General features: G+C 68.2%; 18 protein-coding genes. 6 read left to right on the forward strand and 12 right to left on the reverse strand.

All coding sequences use genetic code 11. The features are described 5' to 3' along the window. Positions 1–177 precede the first annotated feature (177 nt). The 3 genes from ACFWBU_RS03630 (at position 178) to ACFWBU_RS03640 (ending at position 2,041) form a co-directional block, all read left to right on the forward strand. The gene (locus ACFWBU_RS03630; RefSeq protein ID WP_169652741.1) at positions 178–585 is read left to right on the forward strand and encodes a four-helix bundle copper-binding protein; all 408 of its coding nucleotides are present in this window, start codon (positions 178–180) and stop codon (positions 583–585) included. Between the two features lie 141 nt (positions 586–726). Beyond that, positions 727–1,377 carry a DedA family protein gene (locus ACFWBU_RS03635; RefSeq protein ID WP_169652740.1) on the forward strand — a complete coding sequence of 217 codons (651 nt, stop codon included), beginning with the start codon at positions 727–729 and terminating at the stop codon, positions 1,375–1,377. Between the two features lie 16 nt (positions 1,378–1,393). Then, entirely contained in the window at positions 1,394–2,041 is a 648-nt protein-coding gene (locus tag ACFWBU_RS03640) for a maleylpyruvate isomerase family mycothiol-dependent enzyme (RefSeq protein ID WP_378527501.1), read from the forward strand. Between the two features lie 6 nt (positions 2,042–2,047). Here ACFWBU_RS03640 and ACFWBU_RS03645 read toward each other — a convergent pair whose 3' ends face one another. Then, a complete protein-coding gene (locus tag ACFWBU_RS03645) occupies positions 2,048–2,800 on the reverse strand; it encodes an energy-coupling factor transporter transmembrane component T family protein (protein ID WP_378527503.1) in 753 nt (250 codons plus the stop codon). After that, positions 2,797–4,809, reverse strand: a complete 2,013-nt coding sequence (locus tag ACFWBU_RS03650; protein WP_378527504.1) for a DUF2232 domain-containing protein — start codon at positions 4,807–4,809, stop codon at positions 2,797–2,799. The genes ACFWBU_RS03645 and ACFWBU_RS03650 overlap by 4 nt, the downstream gene beginning before the upstream one ends. A gap of 120 nt (positions 4,810–4,929) precedes the next feature. Between ACFWBU_RS03650 and ACFWBU_RS03655 the strand changes: the two genes are divergently transcribed. After that, complete coding sequence (locus tag ACFWBU_RS03655; protein ID WP_378527505.1) at positions 4,930–5,556, forward strand: maleylpyruvate isomerase family mycothiol-dependent enzyme; 627 nt, start codon at positions 4,930–4,932, stop codon at positions 5,554–5,556. On the opposite strand, the gene ACFWBU_RS03660 is transcribed toward ACFWBU_RS03655, so the two are convergent. Beyond that, complete coding sequence (locus tag ACFWBU_RS03660; RefSeq protein ID WP_296551573.1) at positions 5,553–6,581, reverse strand: DNA polymerase IV; 1,029 nt, start codon at positions 6,579–6,581, stop codon at positions 5,553–5,555. The genes ACFWBU_RS03655 and ACFWBU_RS03660 overlap by 4 nt on opposite strands. A 190-nt stretch (positions 6,582–6,771) precedes the next feature. Here ACFWBU_RS03660 and ACFWBU_RS03665 point away from each other — a divergent pair, with 190 nt between their 5' ends. Continuing rightward, the gene (locus ACFWBU_RS03665; RefSeq protein WP_378527507.1) at positions 6,772–7,032 is read left to right on the forward strand and encodes a hypothetical protein; all 261 of its coding nucleotides are present in this window, start codon (positions 6,772–6,774) and stop codon (positions 7,030–7,032) included. Between the two features lie 15 nt (positions 7,033–7,047). Here ACFWBU_RS03665 and ACFWBU_RS03670 read toward each other — a convergent pair whose 3' ends face one another. From ACFWBU_RS03670 to ACFWBU_RS03700, 7 genes are all read right to left on the reverse strand, one after another. Next, the gene (locus ACFWBU_RS03670) at positions 7,048–8,148 is read right to left on the reverse strand and encodes an AAA family ATPase (protein WP_378527508.1); all 1,101 of its coding nucleotides are present in this window, start codon (positions 8,146–8,148) and stop codon (positions 7,048–7,050) included. Further along, entirely contained in the window at positions 8,148–8,774 is a 627-nt protein-coding gene (pnuC, locus tag ACFWBU_RS03675; protein ID WP_378527509.1) for a nicotinamide riboside transporter PnuC, read from the reverse strand. The genes ACFWBU_RS03670 and pnuC overlap by 1 nt, the downstream gene beginning before the upstream one ends. Positions 8,775–8,835: 61 nt before the next feature. Beyond that, complete coding sequence (locus tag ACFWBU_RS03680) at positions 8,836–9,651, reverse strand: ABC transporter ATP-binding protein (protein ID WP_378527510.1); 816 nt, start codon at positions 9,649–9,651, stop codon at positions 8,836–8,838. Further along, positions 9,648–10,700 carry an iron chelate uptake ABC transporter family permease subunit gene (locus ACFWBU_RS03685; RefSeq protein ID WP_296550044.1) on the reverse strand — a complete coding sequence of 351 codons (1,053 nt, stop codon included), beginning with the start codon at positions 10,698–10,700 and terminating at the stop codon, positions 9,648–9,650. The genes ACFWBU_RS03680 and ACFWBU_RS03685 overlap by 4 nt, the downstream gene beginning before the upstream one ends. Further along, positions 10,697–11,740, reverse strand: a complete 1,044-nt coding sequence (locus ACFWBU_RS03690) for an iron ABC transporter permease (protein ID WP_169622402.1) — start codon at positions 11,738–11,740, stop codon at positions 10,697–10,699. The genes ACFWBU_RS03685 and ACFWBU_RS03690 overlap by 4 nt, the downstream gene beginning before the upstream one ends. Next, positions 11,737–12,774, reverse strand: a complete 1,038-nt coding sequence (locus ACFWBU_RS03695; RefSeq protein WP_169622401.1) for an iron-siderophore ABC transporter substrate-binding protein — start codon at positions 12,772–12,774, stop codon at positions 11,737–11,739. The genes ACFWBU_RS03690 and ACFWBU_RS03695 overlap by 4 nt, the downstream gene beginning before the upstream one ends. A 141-nt stretch (positions 12,775–12,915) precedes the next feature. After that, the gene (locus tag ACFWBU_RS03700; RefSeq protein WP_378527512.1) at positions 12,916–13,686 is read right to left on the reverse strand and encodes an AraC family transcriptional regulator; all 771 of its coding nucleotides are present in this window, start codon (positions 13,684–13,686) and stop codon (positions 12,916–12,918) included. A gap of 79 nt (positions 13,687–13,765) precedes the next feature. Between ACFWBU_RS03700 and ACFWBU_RS03705 the strand changes: the two genes are divergently transcribed. Further along, complete coding sequence (locus ACFWBU_RS03705; protein WP_378527513.1) at positions 13,766–14,893, forward strand: methyltransferase; 1,128 nt, start codon at positions 13,766–13,768, stop codon at positions 14,891–14,893. On the opposite strand, the gene ACFWBU_RS03710 is transcribed toward ACFWBU_RS03705, so the two are convergent. Both ACFWBU_RS03710 and ACFWBU_RS03715 read right to left on the reverse strand, forming a co-directional pair. After that, a complete protein-coding gene (locus ACFWBU_RS03710; RefSeq protein WP_378527514.1) occupies positions 14,890–16,098 on the reverse strand; it encodes a winged helix DNA-binding domain-containing protein in 1,209 nt (402 codons plus the stop codon). The two genes, ACFWBU_RS03705 and ACFWBU_RS03710, sit on opposite strands and share 4 nt — an antisense overlap. An 80-nt stretch (positions 16,099–16,178) precedes the next feature. Next, positions 16,179–16,829: a hypothetical protein gene (locus tag ACFWBU_RS03715; RefSeq protein ID WP_378527515.1), complete on the reverse strand. Its 651-nt coding sequence runs from the start codon at positions 16,827–16,829 to the stop codon at positions 16,179–16,181. Between the last annotated feature and the right edge of the window lie 102 nt (positions 16,830–16,931).

A 16,931-nucleotide genomic window follows, 5' to 3' on the forward strand; every position in this document is an offset into this window, starting at 1 on the left:
ATTAGCGGACCGCCGGCCCGTGCCACCGACGATCCGCGCAACGCACCGGTCGGAATCGAAGCCCTCCTCGTAACCACGAAGATCCGATTCGTCCGTTAGAGCGCGACTTCTTCGGGTACGCAACCGTCGACCCGGGCGGTGATCCACTTCCCGGAAACGACGAGAGGAGAACTCTTCATGAGCACCGCAGCGAGCATGCTCGGCACCTACCCGCACGACATGGGCGCGATCGACCACGAGAAACTGGCTGCGTGCATCGAGGCGTGCGTCGAATGCGCGCAGACCTGTACGGCATGTGCCGATGCGTGTCTGGCCGAGGAATCGGTCGCAGAACTGACCCAGTGCATTCGCACCGATCTCGACTGCGCCGACCTCTGCGAAGCGACCGGCCGGGTGCTGTCCCGGCAGACCGGCGACAACGCCTCGGTGACTCGAGCGGTCCTCGAAGCCTGTGCTGCGGCGTGCAAGGCGTGTGGAGACGAATGCGACCGGCACAGCTCTCACCACGAGCACTGCAGGATCTGCGCCGACGCGTGCCGGCGCTGTGAACAGGCATGCCGGACCTTGCTCGCGTCCCTCGGGTGATCGAGGCACCGACGCTCCGACGCCGGTCGGCCGGTTCCCCGGCACCGGCCGGGTCACACTTTCCCGCGTGGCTCGCCTGGCGAAGAAGGCGCTCACCCGCCCGGCCGAGTCGTCTCGTAGCCGATCGGTAACCTTGACCGGATGAGTGTTGCGGATTCTCCATCAGCGCCCACCGACGGACTCGCCGGATGGGCGCTCGACCTGATGGATCGGCTGGGCGGTGTCGGGGCCGGTCTCGCGATCGCTCTCGAGAACTTTTTTCCTCCGCTTCCCAGCGAAGTCATCCTTCCTCTTGCCGGGTTCGCTGCGAGTCTCGGCAGCTTCACCTTGTTCGGGGCGCTGTTCTGGACGACCCTCGGCTCGGTGCTCGGGGCGCTCGGGTTGTACTCGCTGGGACGGTGGGTCGGTGAGGACCGCCTGCGGAAAGTGATGGACAAACTTCCCCTCGTCGACGTGGAGGACCTCGACCGCACGGCGGAGTGGTTCCGCAAGCACGGGCGCAAGGCCGTGTTCTTCGGCCGCATGGTTCCCGTCTTCCGGAGCCTCATCTCGATTCCCGCTGGTGTAACGCGAATGCCGCTGTGGCAGTTCACCGCCTTCACCACCGCGGGCAGTCTGGTGTGGAACACGATCTTCGTGTTCGCGGGTTATCAGCTCGGGGAGAACTGGCAGAAGGTCGAGCCGTACGCGGAGATCCTCCAGTACGTTGTCCTCGCGGTGGTCGTCGTGGTCGTCGGCTACGGGGTGCAGCGCCGGGTCCGCTCGCGGCGCGCCCAGAAGACCAGCGCCTGACCCACGGGAGGTCCCGATGTTCGGACGCAACGCCCACACGTGGTCCCTCATCCGCGCCGAACGTGCCGCACTCGCGGCCGACCTGACCGAGATCGACGACACGCAGTGGGCAACGCAGTCGCTGTGTGATCGGTGGACCGTCGAAGAAACTCTCGCGCATCTCACCGCAGTCGGGAGCATCGGGCCGATGCGCTGGTACCGAAGCGTGCTGGGTGCACGGTTCGACTTCGACCGCCACAACGCTCGCCGGATGGCCGAGCACAAAGGTGCCACGCCCGCGCAGACGCTCGGCCGCTTCGACAACGTCGTAGCTGCGACGGCCGCGCCACCCGGACCGGCGGCGGCGTGGCTCGGTGAGGTGATCGTCCACTCCCAGGACATCCGGCATCCGCTGGGGCTGCCCTACACACCCTCACCCGAGGTGGTCCGCCCGGTGGCCGAGTTCTACGCGCGACGCAACTTCGCGGTCGACAGCCGGAGCACCGTGGACGGTCTGCGAGTCGAGGCCTCGGACAGCACGTTCGCTGCCGGTTCCGGTCCGGCGGTCACCGGGACGACTCTCGCCCTGACCATGGTCATGGCCGGTCGCCCCGCCTACTGCGACCACCTCGACGGCCCCGGTGTCCCGACCCTCCTGACTCGCCTGTCCGCCCAGGCGAACTGACGTCGCTCAGCCCCAGACCACGATCGCCGCGCACGCCGCGCCCACGATCAGGACGGTCACCGCGTCCCCCGCGCCGAGGCGGGGCCGGGTCCGGACGACGGGACGCGTCCCCCGCACCGACAAGGCGTCGCCGAGGTCGCGCACCTGCCGCATGGACACCGACGCCACCGCGCCCACCGTGTCGATCAGTTCGGGCCACCACCCCCTGGGATTGCGGATGCCGGGCCGTCCGCGCAACCGGCGTGCAGCGAAGAGCATGCGCATCTCGCCGCGGATCGTCGGCAACATTCGCAGCGCGAGCGCGCACACCGTCACCCACTCGTCGACGGGGAGCCGCAGCAACCGCAACGGTGCCAAGAGGACAGGCAGGGCGTCGACCAGTTGCGACAGACTCGTCGTCCAGCCGACCAGCGACGCCAGCACCAGCAGGCACACCCCCAGCAGCAACGCCCGCACGTAGCTCGTCAGTCCGCCACCGGCAACGTTGAGCGCGGCACCGAAGGCCAGGAAAGCGAACACCCACCACGGAATCGTGGGGACCACTCCTCGCGGAATACGGGCCACCAGCAGGCCGGTCAGGAGAACCGCCGCAATGATCCCGAGCGCCGTCCAGGAGGGGATGAAACTCACGACGACCGACAGCGCGACGGCCGCCAGGATCTTCGTGCCCGCCCAGACTCGGTGAAGTGCGGTGACACGCGGTACGGGCCGCAACAGGATCAGCGGCCGGCGCTGATCTTTCGTGCCACGTTCTTTCATGTCGTCACCACACCGATCTGGTCCACGATCCGTCCCGCCTCGAGCACCACGGTGCGTGAACACACCTCTTCCATTCCGTGCAGGTCGTGGGAGATGACCACGATCGTGACGTGGTCGACCGCTCGCAGGTGAGCGAGGATCGACACCAGTTCGCGGCGTCCGGGCACGTCCAGGCCCGCCAGGGGCTCGTCGAGTATCAGGACGCGGGGAGTGCGCGCGAGCTGAGCCGCGAGTGCGACCCGCCGCATCTCACCACCGCTGAGCCGGTCGATCGGGCGGTCCACGAGATCGGGTCCGAGCCCGACCCGGTGCAGCACCGCCGCAACGTAGTGCCGGTCGGTGTGGGGCAGGCCCGCCACCTCCGAAATCTCCTTCGCGACCGTCGGACGCTGAAGCTGCAACCGGGCCTGCTGGAAGACGAACCCGACGTCGCCGCGCAGGTCCGCCGTGGGAGTGTCCTGCAGGAGACAAGATCCGCGTGTGGGCCGGTACAGCCCCGCCATGATCCACGCGAGTGTGGATTTGCCCGAGCCGTTCGCACCCACCACCAGCACGCCCTCCCCACGGCACACGGTAAGAGTCACGTCGCCCAGCGCGGTGTGTGCCCACGGTGTGCGGTCCGCGTAGGTGTAGGTGACGTCGCGGAGTTCGAGGACGGGTTGCGGGAACGTCGGCGCGGCGGCGACCACCGGCGCGGGACGCGGTTCCGCGGCGGGTGCCGCTACGATCCGTCCTCCCGCAAGATGCACGACGCGATCGGCCGCAGCCGCCTCGTCGTCGAGATGCGTCACGAGCACGACGGTAGTGCCTTCTCTGGCAACCTCGGCCAGCAGGTCGATCAGCGCCGACCGGCTGGCGGCGTCGACCATCGCGGTGATCTCGTCGGCGATGAGGAGCGACGGGCGGCGGGCGAGCGCACCGGCCAGGGCGAGTCGCTGAAGCTGACCACCCGAGAGGTCTTCGGTGGGCCGGTCCTCCATGCCGGCGAGACCCACCCTCGCGAGCACCGCCTCGGCGTCGACGTCGTCGATTCCCCAGCGCAGGTCTTCCTCGACCGTGCGGCCGAGCACTTGGCTTTCGGGATGCTGGAACACCGTCACGGTGCCACCGGGTTGCCCGAGGCCGACGGGGCCGGGCCGGTCGACGAGCCCGGCGGTGGGCTCGAGACCGGCGAGGATGCGCGCGAGTGTCGATTTCCCGGACCCGTTCCTGCCGACCACCGCCACGAACTCGCCCGGACCGATCGTGAGATCGATGTCGGACAGCGCGTCGACGCTCGCACCGGGATAGCGGTAGGTGACGAGGCGCAGCGCCACCGGGAGAGGGTTCGGCTCGCCGGAGCGGGCGCCGGCCGGCCACTCGGCCGACTGTGTACTCCACGTGCTGCGCATCGACACGAGCCGGAAGATCCCGAAGCACAGCAGAGCGGTGCCGACGATGCCGACCACCACGGCGCTGCCGATCCACACCCACCACAAACGCACCATCAGGTCGATGGTCTGCTCGAAGGTGCGGACGAAGTCGTCGCCGGCTCCCGCGGCTTCGAACGCCCGGACCGTTCCCCGCATCGACGACGCGAGCGCATCGAGCAGCAACACTCTGGTTTGCTCGAACAGAAGCAGCAGACCGATCACCCCGGCGGCAAGCAGCAGACCGATCGGCACGGCGCCCGCGAAGATGACGAACACCGCCGACTTGCCCCACCTTCGGTCGGCGAATCCGACGAGCGCCCCCACCGCTGCGAGGACGAACACGGTGGCCACCGCGAACGGTCCCGCCGCGATGAGGGCCACGACACCCGACGCGACAGTGGCCGCGACCACGGATCGCACCCGTCCGGCAGCTGCGAGAAATGCGATCGGCAATGCCACGAGCACCTGCGCCACCCCGACCGGAACGAATCCGGTGATCACGGTCAGCACCGCGGTCAGTGATCCGAACACCGCCGCAGCGGCTGCTTCGGCCGGTCGAAGGGGTCCCCTGGTCCGGGGAGCGGTTTGCGCGTGCACCGGTCCCAGTGTGCCAGCGCAGGTCACTCGTGCGAACGATGACTTCCCGCGCCCGCACGAGTCGGTACGTGCACGGACGCAGAGAGTCCGCACGGGCCCCATCGACGGAAGGACCCACTCATGCCCGCGACCGCACACCCGCTCGTCGAAGCCGAACGACGCGACCTCGTCTCCGTGCTCGAAGAACTCACCGAGGAACAGTGGAGCGCCCCGTCCCTGTGCCGCGGATGGAGAGTCCGAGAGGTGGTCGCGCACACGACGATGCCGTACCGATACGGCATACCGCGGCTCCTGCTCGCCATGCTCAAGGCACGCGGGGACTTCGATCGTGCCGCCGACGCGTGCGCCCGCGCGGACGCGCGAGCGATGACCGATACCGAACTGCTCGAGTGCCTGCGCAGCAATGTGGCGCATCCCTGGCAGCCACCGCGCAGCGACTCCTCCGCCGCGCTGTGGCACGAAGTGATCCACGGACTCGACATCACCGTCGCCCTCGGAGCCGACCGGCGGGTGCCGGACGAGCGGATCGCGATGCTGCTCGGGTCGGTCTCACCGGAGAGTGTCCGCTACTTCGGAGCCGACCTGGACGGCATCCGCCTGTGCGCCGACGATCACGACTGGGAGTACGGATCGGGGGACACCGTCAGCGGCGACGCGCAGCACCTGCTGCTCGTGCTCACGGGTCGCTCTCTTCCCCCTGGACTCCTGAAAGGCGCACCCGCCGAACGGTTCACCGCTCCGGTCTAACGCGGAGGGGTCATTTCGACCCGGACGCCCACCAGACGCACCTCGCGTTCGTGATCGAACCGATCGAGCAGAGCGACGGCCGCGTCCCCGATCCGGTCGGCGTCGAACGTCGGTCCGGGAAGCGGCGCGCTCGCCGTGTGCGTGATGAAGGGTGCGTACCGGATCTTCAGGCCGACACGGACGCCCTCCCTGTTCTCGGCACGAATATCGTCTGTCGCCTGGGCGGCGAGCCGCCGTACGTGCTGCGCGAGTTCGTCCCAATCGGCGACATTGTGCTGGAACGTGGTCTCTCGACTGTGCGACCTGGCCACCCATGGCTCCCCCGTGACCGTCGCGGTGGCCGCCCCGCGACCGAGACCGACCAGCCACGGACCGATCTTCGGCCCGAAATTTTGCGCCATGACATCGACCGGGGCTTCAGCGAGTTCACGGACCGTGTGAATGCCGTGCGCGGCGAGTTTCTTCGCGGTGCGAGAACCGATACCCCACAGTGCTGCGGGGTCGCGCTCCCCCATCACCGCGAACCAGTTGTCGCGGGTGAGGCGGAAGACTCCGCGCGGCTTCCCGAACCCGGTGGCGATCTTGGCGCGGAGGATGTTGTCCCCGATGCCGACCGAGCAGTGCAGCCCGGTCGCATCCAGAACGCCGGCTTGGACGCTGCGCGCGAACGACTCCGGGTCGTCGGTCTCGACGCCGAGGAACGCCTCGTCCCACCCCAGCACATCCACGACGGCGTCGAAGCTGCGCAGGGTGCTCATCACCACGTCCGAGACCTCGTTGTACGCGTCCTTGTCGACCGGAAGAAAGATCGCATCCGGGATCTTCTTCGCCGCGACGCGCAGCGGCATCCCGGATCCCACACCGTGTTCACGCGCCTCGTACGACGCGGTGGATACGACACCCCGCTCCGTCGGATCGCCGCGGCCACCGACCACCACCGGCTTTCCCGCCAGTTCGGGCCGACGCAGAACCTCGACGGCAGCGATGAACTGGTCGAGGTCGACGTGGAGCACCCACGCCGTCACGGTGCCCGGCCGTCCTGGGTCGTCGAACCGCACGTCACCGGATCACGGTATGTCCCGGCGCCGTCCCAGCAGGACGGTTTCGGGACAAAGCCGGAGGCCGCTGTCGTCGCGGTCTCACGCCGGATGTAACGAAGAACACATTCGGCGCGACATCCCTACCGAAGCTAAGCGGAACAAAGAAGGGCTCATCGTGGCACACGACCGGTTGCTGTTCATCGGCCATCCCGACGCCGGAGAAGTCGCGCAATGGAGTGCACTGCGCGATCTTGCTCCTCAGCGGGGACTGGTCCCCACCCGCAAGTTCGAACCCGGCGAGGTCGTCTGGGCGGTAGCGCCCGGTGGTGTCCTCGACAGCACGGCGTCGGGCACGCCGTCGCGGATGGTCGATGCGTTGCGTGCCGCCCACATCCCCTGCACGAATGCACTGGACGCGATCCGTCACGTGTACTGAGCAGCGAGTTCGGCCTCAGCCCACCCGGCCGAACGTCAATGGTTCGCCGAACTGCGTGCGCAACCCGAGCGCCTGGTCAATCACCCGCTCCCCCAGCCGCACGCGTTCCTCGAGGGTTCCGGTGAGCAGCACCCACGACCGGCCGGTCGCCGTGAGCATGTCCACGAACCACTCCGTCATCTCCGCCCGGATGTCTTCCCCGTCGCGGATCCCATCCTGGACGAACGGGACTCCCGCGTGATCGGTGACGAGGTAGAGGGCATCCCGGTCGGGAACCTCCGTCCACGCGCGCCGACTCTCCGTGCCCAGGTATCGCCGCTCCCAGACGGTGGTCGCGACCGCGTCGGTGTCGCACACGAGCACCGGTGATCCAGTGCCTGCCGCCTCCTCCTCCTCGAGGCGGGTCTGCTCCGCGGCGATGTGCGCGAAGTCGTCGCCGGTCCAGGTGATGTCGTGCATCGACGCGGCCGGATCACGCTCTTTCATTCGAGCGAGTGTGTCCACGGTGGCCTGTCGCCCGTACTCCGGCACCCACCGAGTCCGCTCCCACACCCCGCCGCGGGCACGGTAGCGCTCCGACAACGCGCGGCTCACCGTCGTCGTGCCGGTGGATTCGGCACCGAGAACCACGATGCGCGTCGTCAGACCCGCGCGGGCAGGCGAGTCGAGGTGGTCCCAGCATCCCGCGAGATCGGCGCGACACGCCGTTCCGGATACCGGATACGCGATGCGATCGACGTCGACGCACAGGTGGGTCGCCGAAAAGCGTTGCGCCAGTTCGTCACCGTATTTCTCGCTGGAGACCACCGCGTCGACCGGGATGCCGGTGACCGTCCGCACCGCGGCGCGCATGCAGGCGACCTGCGCCGCCCACACAGCGTCCGAGCCGAAGTCCATCGGGGCGTCGCACACGATTCCGGTGACGGTGACTCCGCGGTCGGCGCGATGCGTCTCGCGCATCCACGCCACTCTCCGGTCCAGCGGGATCGACTCTGCGGCGGACGCCATGACGACCACGGTGACACGGTCGGCCACCTGTGCCGCGGTGCGCACCAGATGGTGGTGCCCGATGTGCGGCGGGTAGAACTTGCCGATGACGAGCGCGTGCCGGTACATCACGCCCCCCGTGCGAACTCGGGCGTCCTCACGCGGGTGCTGCGCCAGGCGATGAGGCCGCGTACGCAGAGCAGAAGGAAACCGATGTAGAGCAGTGCGGTCAGGGTGAGACCTTTGTGCAGATAGAGCGGGATGTAGATCAGATCGGCGGCGATCCACAGCAGCCACGACTCCCACCGCTTGGTGGCCTGGCCCCACGTCGCGAGCAGCGAGAGGACGGTGGTGGCCGCATCCCAGAACGGCACGGTCGACGGGGTGGCGGTGTCGAGCAGGACGGTCAGCGCGGCGGTGCCGGCGATACCCGCGCCGACGAGCCACAGCCACTCGCGCCCACTGGTGCCGGTCACGGGCAGCACCCCACCGTCGTGCCCCCGCACCCAGTTGGTCCAGCCCCACACCGCGAGCCCGATGTAGACGATCTGCAGTCCCGAATCCGCGTAGAGGCCGGCGGTGGCGAACAGCAAGATCCAGACCAGGTTGTTGACGATGCCGATGGGCCAGTTCAGCGCGGACTGCCGGCCCACCAGGTACACGCACCACGCACCGGAGAGGAAACCGAGGACCTCCGCCCACGTGGTGGGAGCGCCGAGGGCGGTGAACGCCGCCGAGTTCAGGAATGTGAGCATGGCGATCCTTTCACTGGTGTCAGTGATTAGATCAGTATTGCGCTAAGTGCGCAACGGGCGCTCAGACCGTGGCGCCCTCCGTGACGTGGTGGCGTCCGAGCGGCAGCATCAGGGGCTTGCCCGACACCGGATCGGAGATCACGTGGCTGTCGAGCCCAAACACCGCCCGCACGGTCTCGGTGGTGAGAACGTCGGACGGATCACCCGCCGCGTAGACATCACCCGCGGCGATAGCCACGAGGTAATCCGCATACCGCGCAGCAAGATTGAGGTCGTGCAGCACCATGACGATCGTCGTGCCCCGGCTCCGGTTGAGATCGGTGAGCAAATCCAGCACCTCGATCTGGTGGCTCACGTCCAGGAAGGTCGTGGGCTCGTCGAGCAGCAGCACGTCGGTCTGCTGGGCAAGTGCCATGGCGATCCAGACACGCTGCCGCTGCCCGCCGGAGAGTTCGTCGACGTGCCGCTCGGCCAGTTCGGTCGTGTGGGTCGCAGCGAGAGCATCCGCCACCGCGGCATCGTCCTCACGACTCCACCGCGAGAGCACCCGTTGATGCGGGTGCCGGCCGCGTCCGACCAGATCCGCCACGACGATTCCTTCCGGCGCGATCGGCGACTGCGGGAGCAGACCCAGAGTGCGGGCGAGTTGCTTGGCCGGCAGCCGGTGCACGTCCTTGCCGTCGAGCAGAACATGCCCCGAGCGCGGCGCGAGCAGGCGGGACATCGACCGCAACAGCGTCGACTTTCCGCACGCGTTGGCCCCGACGATGCACGTGATCTTTGCCGGCGGCACCACCAGATCGAGGGATTCGACGACGGTACGTCCGCCGTATCCGAGTTCGAGGTCTTCGACGACGAGGGTGTGGGCTGCGGTCACAGCGAGCCTCCCGAGCGGTTGGAACGAATGATGAGGTAGACGAGATACGGCGCGCCGAGCACACCCGTCACGACACCGACGGGATAGCGGGTGCCGAACGCGTACTGACCGCAGAAGTCGGCGACGAGAACGAGCAGCGCACCGACGAGGGCCGCGGGAACGACGAGCGACGTGCCCGGTCCGACGATGCGGGCTGCGATGGGCCCGGACAGGAACGCGACGAACGCGATCGGGCCCGCGGCGGCGGTGGCGAACGCGATCAGCCCCACGGCGGCGATGATGAGCACGATGCGTGTGCGCTCGACCCGGACGCCGAGCGCCTGCGCGGTGTCGTCGCCGAGCTGGAGCATCGACAGGTTGCGTGTCTGACCGAGCAGCACCGGTCCGAACACTGCCAGCGCGACGAGCACCGGAACGGTCGCGGTCCACGTCGTTCCGTTGAGGCTGCCGGTGAGCCACCGGGTGGTCTCCTGCAGGTCCCAGGTCGCCGCCGTGCTCAGCAGGTACGACGTGAGGCTGTCGAGCATGGCGGCGATACCGATGCCGATGAGGATCAGCCGGGTGCCCGCCACACCGTTCCGGAACGAGAGCGCGTAGATCAGCACCGCGACCGCCAGGCCCGCCACGATCGCGACCGCGGACACCTGCGACCCGCCGAGTGAGAGCACGATGATGGCGAAGGCTGCGGCGGCGCTCGCGCCGGAACTGATGCCGATGATGTCGGGGCTGGCGAGTGGGTTGCGCAGCATCGTCTGGAAGGTCACGCCGCCGAGGCCGAAGCAGATTCCGGCGACCACCGCGAGCACCGTGCGAGGTATCCGGAGTGTGCCGACGGTGAAGGACGCGCCGGGCACGTCCTCCCCCAGGATCACCCGCATCACGTCGGACGGTGGATAGAACGTCTTGCCGAACATCAGGCTTGCTGCGAACGCGGCGGCCACGAGCACGACCAGCACCGCGATGATGCCGCGTCTGCGTCGTCCCCGCCGAACGCGGTTTGCCGCAACGGTGTCGGTTCCGGAGGTGGAGGTATCGAGGGTGGCGGTCACAGTTCGCGTATCTTCTGGCGTCGGACGATGTAGATGAAGAAGGGTGCCCCGATCAGGGCGGTGATGATGCCCACGTCGATCTCGCTGGGCCTCGCCACTATCCGGCCGAGGATGTCGGCTGCGGTGAGCAGGGCGGCGCCGGTCAGCGCCGAGAACGGCAGCAGCCATCGGTTGTCGACCCCGATCAGCATGCGGCACAGGTGCGGCACGACGAGCCCGACGAAAGCGATGGGTCCTGCGATGGCGGTCGCGGCGCCGCAGAGCAGTACCGCTCCCAGCGCCGCGATACCCCGCGCGATCGCGACTCGCTCACCGAGACCGGCCGCGACCTCGTCGCCGAGTGCCAGCGAGTTGAGGCTGCGCGCCGAAAGGAGCGAGACCACGAATCCGACGGCGAGGAAGGGCAATGCCTGCCCGACGGCGTCGAAGCTCGCGCCGCCGACACCACCGATCTGCCACGAGCGCACGCTGCCGGCGATGTCGTTGCGCGGCAGCACGACAGCGGTGATGAACGACGCAAAGGCCGCCGACGTCGCCGCGCCCGACAGCGCAAGCTTGAGGGGTGTCGCGCCGCCGCGCCCGAGAGAGCCGACGGTGTAGACGAACAGGGCGGCGATGCCCGCTCCGAGAATCGCCACCCAGATCATGCTCGTCTGCGTCCACAGACCGAAGTACGCCATGCCCACGACCACCGCGAGCGAGGCCCCCATGTTGACTCCGAGAATTCCCGGGTCGGCCAAGGGGTTTCGGGTGACGCCCTGCATCACCGCGCCGGCGAGGCCGAGAGCGGCGCCGACGAGGAGCGCGAGCACGGTGCGCGGGATGCGTTTGGCCACGGCGCCCTGCCCGATGTTGTCCGTCGACCCGCCGAGCGCAGCGACGATGTCGGACCATTCGACGTCGCGTGAACCGATGACGACGGACATCACGGTCAGCGCGACGAGCACACCGGCAAGGACCAGCAGCCACAGCAGACGGCCGAACGTCGGGCGCCCCGTGGTGAGAGCGCCCGACGTCGAATCCGGTTGGGTTACCGTCACTCCGGTGAGCCGGTGGCAGCCTTCGCGAGCAGGTCGACGTAATCGCCGAGCACCCACGAGATAGCGAGCGGAGTCGGGTTCGCGGCCGTGCCCAGCGGGCCGGAGCCGTCGAGGAACACGATCGAGTTGTTGGCGACAGCTGGCATCTGCGAGAGCAGCGGGTCTGCCTTCAGCGCGTCCACCAGTGCCTGGTCGCCGTAGGTCACGATGATCTCGACATCGTCGAAGACGTCGACGCGCTCGGCACTGACCTTCTGCGAGTACTCCTCACCGGTCGACGCCTCGGCGACGCTCTTCGGAGTGGACAGACCCAGGTCCTCGAAGAACGCGGAACGGGTGTCCTTGGCGGTGTAGAAGCTGACCTGGCTCAGGTCGGCGGTGTCGACGTGCGTAAGGAACATCGTGGACTTGCCCGCGAGGCCCGGGTGCGAGGCCACCTCGTCGGCGATCTGCTGTTCGAGGTCGGCGATGAGGGCCTTGCCCTCGCCTTCCATGCCGAGGCCCATGCTGTTGTAGAGGATGGTGTCGCGCCACGACGTCGCCCACGGCGCCTCGGGGAATGCGACAACCGGCGCGATGGCACTCAGCGTGTCGTAGGTCTCCTGCGTCAATCCCGAGTAGGCCGCGAGGATTACGTCCGGATCGGTGTCCGACACGGCTTCGAAGTCGATGCCGTCGGTCTCGTCGAAGAGCACCGGGGTCTCGCCGCCGAGTTCCTCGAGCTTCTCCTCGACCCACGGCAGCATGCCGTTGTTGTCGTCGTCGCCGAAGTTCGCTGCGGCCATACCGACGGGGACGATGCCGAGGGCAAGCGGCACCTCGTGGTTGGCCCAGTTCACGGTCGCGACGCGGGTGGGCTTCTCGTCGATCGTGGTGGTGCCGAAGGCATGCTCGATCGTGACCGGGAATGCACCGGGTCCGGTCTCGGAGGCCGCGGTGTCCGAGGACTCCGACGAGTCGGAACCACAGGCCGTCATGCCCAGTGTGACCGCGACTGCCGCCGCGGCCACTGTCAGGAAGCGCTTGGAACGCATGGGGTATTACTCGCTCTCGTGCAAGGGGTGACCACACTCCCGCAACCCGCGGGAATTAGGTGAGGTTTGCCTAAACCGTAATGTTTGTCCGGTCCGGGCGCAATCGCGCGTTCGGGACATCCGATGTCGCGTTCGGGACAGCTACCCCGTCAATCGGAACGTGCCCGGTGTGCTTCCCATGATTCGGCGGAACGCCGCGCCGAACGCGCTCACCGACCGATAACCCATCTTCTGGGCCACCTCGCCGAGTTCGAGACCGGTGCCGAGAAGGATCGCGGCGCGCTGTGCCCGAACCGCTGCGGTCCACCGTCCGAAACTCATTCCCGTCTCCGACCGGAACACGCGAGTGATGGTCCGGGGACTCACCCCCAGGGCCGTCGCCCAGTCCGCGAGCGTGCGCGGGTCGCCGGGGTCGGCATCGACGGCCTCGACGATCGGCCGCAACAGCGGGGATGTCGGCATCTGCACCAGCAGTTCCTGGTCCGACGGCGCGAGCACGTCGATCACCATCTTCTCGGTCAGCGCTCGCGACTCACTTTCGAGCGACTCGTGCGTCAAACGGTCGAGCAGTAACCGGAGCAGCGGCGTCATCTCGACGGACACCGGACGCTCGGACAGTGCGGGCGTCGCGCCGATGCCGAAGTGCGCCGTGCGATACCACGTGCCCGCCGGCGTGATTCCGGAGTGCAGCAGCCCGGCGGGTATCCACAACCCGATCATCGGTGTCACCGTCCAGGTCCGTGCCCCCACCGTGACACTCGACGCGCCGCGTTCGTTCCACAGCAGTTCGTGGGTGGGGTGTGAGTGCGGTTCGAACCGCGTGTCGCGGGAGACGAGTTCGTCCATGCCGGCGATGACGAACGGCACGTCGATCGCTCCGGCCTCGTACACCGGCAGCGTCCTGGTCTCCATGGGCACCCATTATGTCCGCAGCGTCACCATCTGCCCGTGCGGTCGTCGGGCACATCGTGGCAGTGCATATGGTTGTGCGATGGAAACCGAGTTCGTCCGCTGGACCGAGGACGGCACCGAGCAGGCGGCGGTGTGGCGGTCCACCAGCGGAGCGACGCCCCCGAAAAAGGTCCGGGTGGCCGACGACTCGATGACGGCCGACGAGGCGTACCGCCTGGCGTGCGAGGGAACGGCGCTGTTGTGGCGCGGCGACTTCCACAACGCCCGCCAACTCGGCACCGCCGTCGCCGCCCGGGCCACGCGCAAGCCCCGCAAGACGTCGACGGACCCCGCCACCGCGTTCCACCTGCACCGGCAGACGCAATCCCGGCGAGCGAGCATCCTCGGGATGCTGCTGGTGCCGTTCGACGCGGACCAGACGATCCCGCTTCGACGCGCCCCCGACGTGCGGCAGGCCGTTCACGAGGCGTACGGGCCGATCGATCAGCCCACCGTCACCACCTTGCGGGATCTGCTGGGCGCGATCGGCGCCTACGAATGGCAGAAGAAGGGCGTCGAGATCCCCGCCCTCGGCGCGCGCATCCACCCCGGATACGGCGTGTTCTCACCGATTCGCGGCGAGTACGTCGACCTCGTCGCCGACACCCCGCTGCCCTCGCTCACCAAGGCGTTCGACATCGGCACCGGCACCGGCGTGCTGGCCGCCGTCCTCGCCCACCGCGGCGTCGAGAAGGTCGTCGCGACGGAGATCGACGCGAAAGCCCTCGCCTGCGCGCGGGCGAACCTCGACCGGCTCGGCTACAGCGACCGGGTCGAGGTCGTGCAGACGGACCTCTTTCCGGAGGGTCGGGCACCGCTGGTCGTGTGCAATCCGCCGTGGATTCCCGCCCGGCCGACATCGCCGATCGAGTACGCGATCTACGACCCGGACAGTGCGATGCTCCGGGGCTTCCTTCGCGGATTGCCCGAGCACCTCGAACCCTCGGGAGAAGGCTGGCTCATCCTGTCCGACATCGCCGAGCACCTCGGCTTGCGGACGCGCGAGGAACTCCTCGCCCTCATCGGCGATGCCGGTCTGGTCGTGCGCGAACGCCGAGATGTGGCGCCGCGGCACGGCAAGATCGAGGACCGGTCGGATGCGCTCTACGCCGCGCGCAAGCGGGAAGTGACGTCGCTGTGGCGGCTCGCCGTGCGGGACCGTCCCTAGCGCGTTCGGCGGCCTGGGTCCCCGCCCTGCGACAGTTCCTTGGCCAGTGGCGACGGGAACCTCGGCATCACGCGCACACCCCCGAGCCAGTCGTCGAGGCGGGCGGCTTCCTGTTCGAGAAACGCCGAACCCTCCGCGCCGATGTCCTCGAGCAGGTGGAGGGTGACGGCACCGTCGTCGTCCTGCCACCAGGTTCCGACGATCCGTCCGTCCCACCACGCGGTGGGTCCGGCGTTCCCGTTGGAGTCGAACAGCGCCTGCCGGTACGAACCGAGATACCAGTCGCGCTCGAACCAGCCCATCGTCGTGGGGTCCAACGCCGGCAGCAACGCGCCCCACGGTTCGACGGGTGGGGCCTCGTCCACATCGTCGGGCATCAGGTAACCGGTTCGTCCGCCGAGATCCACTTCCACCGCGTGTAATTCGGCGAGCGCCGCGCGCACCGCCTTCAACGTCGAGCCGAGCCACCACTTGATGTCGGCTTCGGTGCCGGGACCGAAGCGCCGCAGCCACAACTCCACCAGGCCGCGCACGCCGTCGTCCTCGGTGCACGGTTCGATCTCCGCGCCGAGCCACGACTCCGTGGTGGCCCAACTCGGCCGCGAAATTCGCCACGCTCCATTGTTGGAGGCGCGCACCACTTTTCCCGACGCCGACAACACCGTCAGCACGCGGGGAGCAAAGGCGACCTTCCCGGCCCACGACTTCCCGGTGCCGTAGTCGATCGCACTGTCGATATGGGGAATCTCCTTGCGCAGTTCGGTGGAGGTCGCTTCCCTGCCACCGGACAGCGCGTCGAGGACGTGCGCGCACGCCTCGGTCAGCCACTGCTCGCCGTCGACGTGCAGACCGGCGGCCTCGACATCCTTGGCCACGCTGCGTCGTTGCACCGCCGCGACCCGGTTGCTCGCGCCGGCTTGAGCGAGTGGCAGAACGTGCCGCGGGAAGACGAAGACCGTCCGCCGCATCGCGAGATGCTTGACCAGCGAACGGTCGACGTAGAGCGCGCGGTCGAGGTCGGAGACCTGGAAATCGTCGACGCGCGCCCAGGCCGACAGATAGACGGTCGCCGGGTCGGTGCCGTGCAGGCAGACCATGCCGGTCGCGGCCTCGACGGCATCCTTCGCGTGAAATTCCGGAGCGAGGCAGTGTCGTGCGGCCAGGCGAGCCCTGCGTTCGGTTGCGTCGATCTGTCGCAGCGTCATGGCGCCACCCTAGTGGTTACCTGCGACGAACTTGGGTGCGATAGTGCCCGCTAGGCGGGCACTATCGCACCCAAATTGCGTCACATCAGAACCAGCTGGGCGGCGATCAGGACGTCGAGCACTCCGCACCATTCGGCGAAGGTCTTCGAGACCACCCGGTCCCGCCAGATATGCACGAAGTCCCACATCCCGTGCAGGAACCAGCCGGCCGCGATCACGTACACCCCGATGGTCGGATCGACGGCGAGACCGGCGAGCGCCACACCGCAGAAGAACACGATCCCGATGGCTTGAAGGCGCAGGTTCGGCGTCGATTCGATTTCACCGGTGGACATCACCCATATCAGCAGGACGAGCGAGGCACCGATGAGAAGGGTGGACGGCGCCATAATCCCGGTCACCTCGGTGACCGCGACCGTCCCCGCCACCAGCACCACGACCGGCCACGTGATCTTCCGGTTGCCGATCTTGGCCATGATCAGATAGATCAGCGCGAGCATCGGCAGCGCCTCGCCGAGGAACTGGGCCGAACCGCCCTTCTCTCCGAGCGCTGCCGCCACCACGTCGGGTCCGACCAGGGCGAGGGCGAGCAGGGCGGGCCAACGGCGCAGAGTCCACCGCACAGGTCCCGGCAGTCTGTCGAACCAGCGCGCAATCCGTCCTGCCTCGGGAGCACTGTCCGACGAAGCTGCCGTGCGCAGCTGTTGTGTGGGTTCCGTCCTGTCGAGCATCGCGAACTCCGATCGTCGAGGCGCCTTCCCCCTGGGCCTCACATAAGTCGAACAGTGCTGTCTATTTTAGGACCCTGCTACCGTAACTCGTACAGCCATGTA

It is taken from the genome of Rhodococcus sp. NPDC060084 (assembly GCF_042730335.1).
GTDB lineage: Bacteria > Actinomycetota > Actinomycetes > Mycobacteriales > Mycobacteriaceae > Rhodococcus.

Excerpts from the sequence above, each read along its gene's own strand:
- ACFWBU_RS03630 (WP_169652741.1), top strand. The coding sequence starts at position 178 with ATGAGCACCGCAGCGAGCATGCTCGGCACCTACCCGCACGACATGGGC.
- ACFWBU_RS03635 (WP_169652740.1), top strand. The coding sequence starts at position 727 with ATGAGTGTTGCGGATTCTCCATCAGCGCCCACCGACGGACTCGCCGGA.
- ACFWBU_RS03640 (WP_378527501.1), top strand. The coding sequence starts at position 1,394 with ATGTTCGGACGCAACGCCCACACGTGGTCCCTCATCCGCGCCGAACGT.
- ACFWBU_RS03645 (WP_378527503.1), bottom strand. The coding sequence starts at position 2,800 with ATGAAAGAACGTGGCACGAAAGATCAGCGCCGGCCGCTGATCCTGTTG.
- ACFWBU_RS03655 (WP_378527505.1), top strand. The coding sequence starts at position 4,930 with ATGCCCGCGACCGCACACCCGCTCGTCGAAGCCGAACGACGCGACCTC.
- ACFWBU_RS03670 (WP_378527508.1), bottom strand. The coding sequence starts at position 8,148 with ATGTACCGGCACGCGCTCGTCATCGGCAAGTTCTACCCGCCGCACATC.
- pnuC (WP_378527509.1), bottom strand. The coding sequence starts at position 8,774 with ATGCTCACATTCCTGAACTCGGCGGCGTTCACCGCCCTCGGCGCTCCC.
- ACFWBU_RS03695 (WP_169622401.1), bottom strand. The coding sequence starts at position 12,774 with ATGCGTTCCAAGCGCTTCCTGACAGTGGCCGCGGCGGCAGTCGCGGTC.
- ACFWBU_RS03700 (WP_378527512.1), bottom strand. The coding sequence starts at position 13,686 with ATGGAGACCAGGACGCTGCCGGTGTACGAGGCCGGAGCGATCGACGTG.
- ACFWBU_RS03705 (WP_378527513.1), top strand. The coding sequence starts at position 13,766 with ATGGAAACCGAGTTCGTCCGCTGGACCGAGGACGGCACCGAGCAGGCG.
- ACFWBU_RS03710 (WP_378527514.1), bottom strand. The coding sequence starts at position 16,098 with ATGACGCTGCGACAGATCGACGCAACCGAACGCAGGGCTCGCCTGGCC.
- ACFWBU_RS03715 (WP_378527515.1), bottom strand. The coding sequence starts at position 16,829 with ATGCTCGACAGGACGGAACCCACACAACAGCTGCGCACGGCAGCTTCG.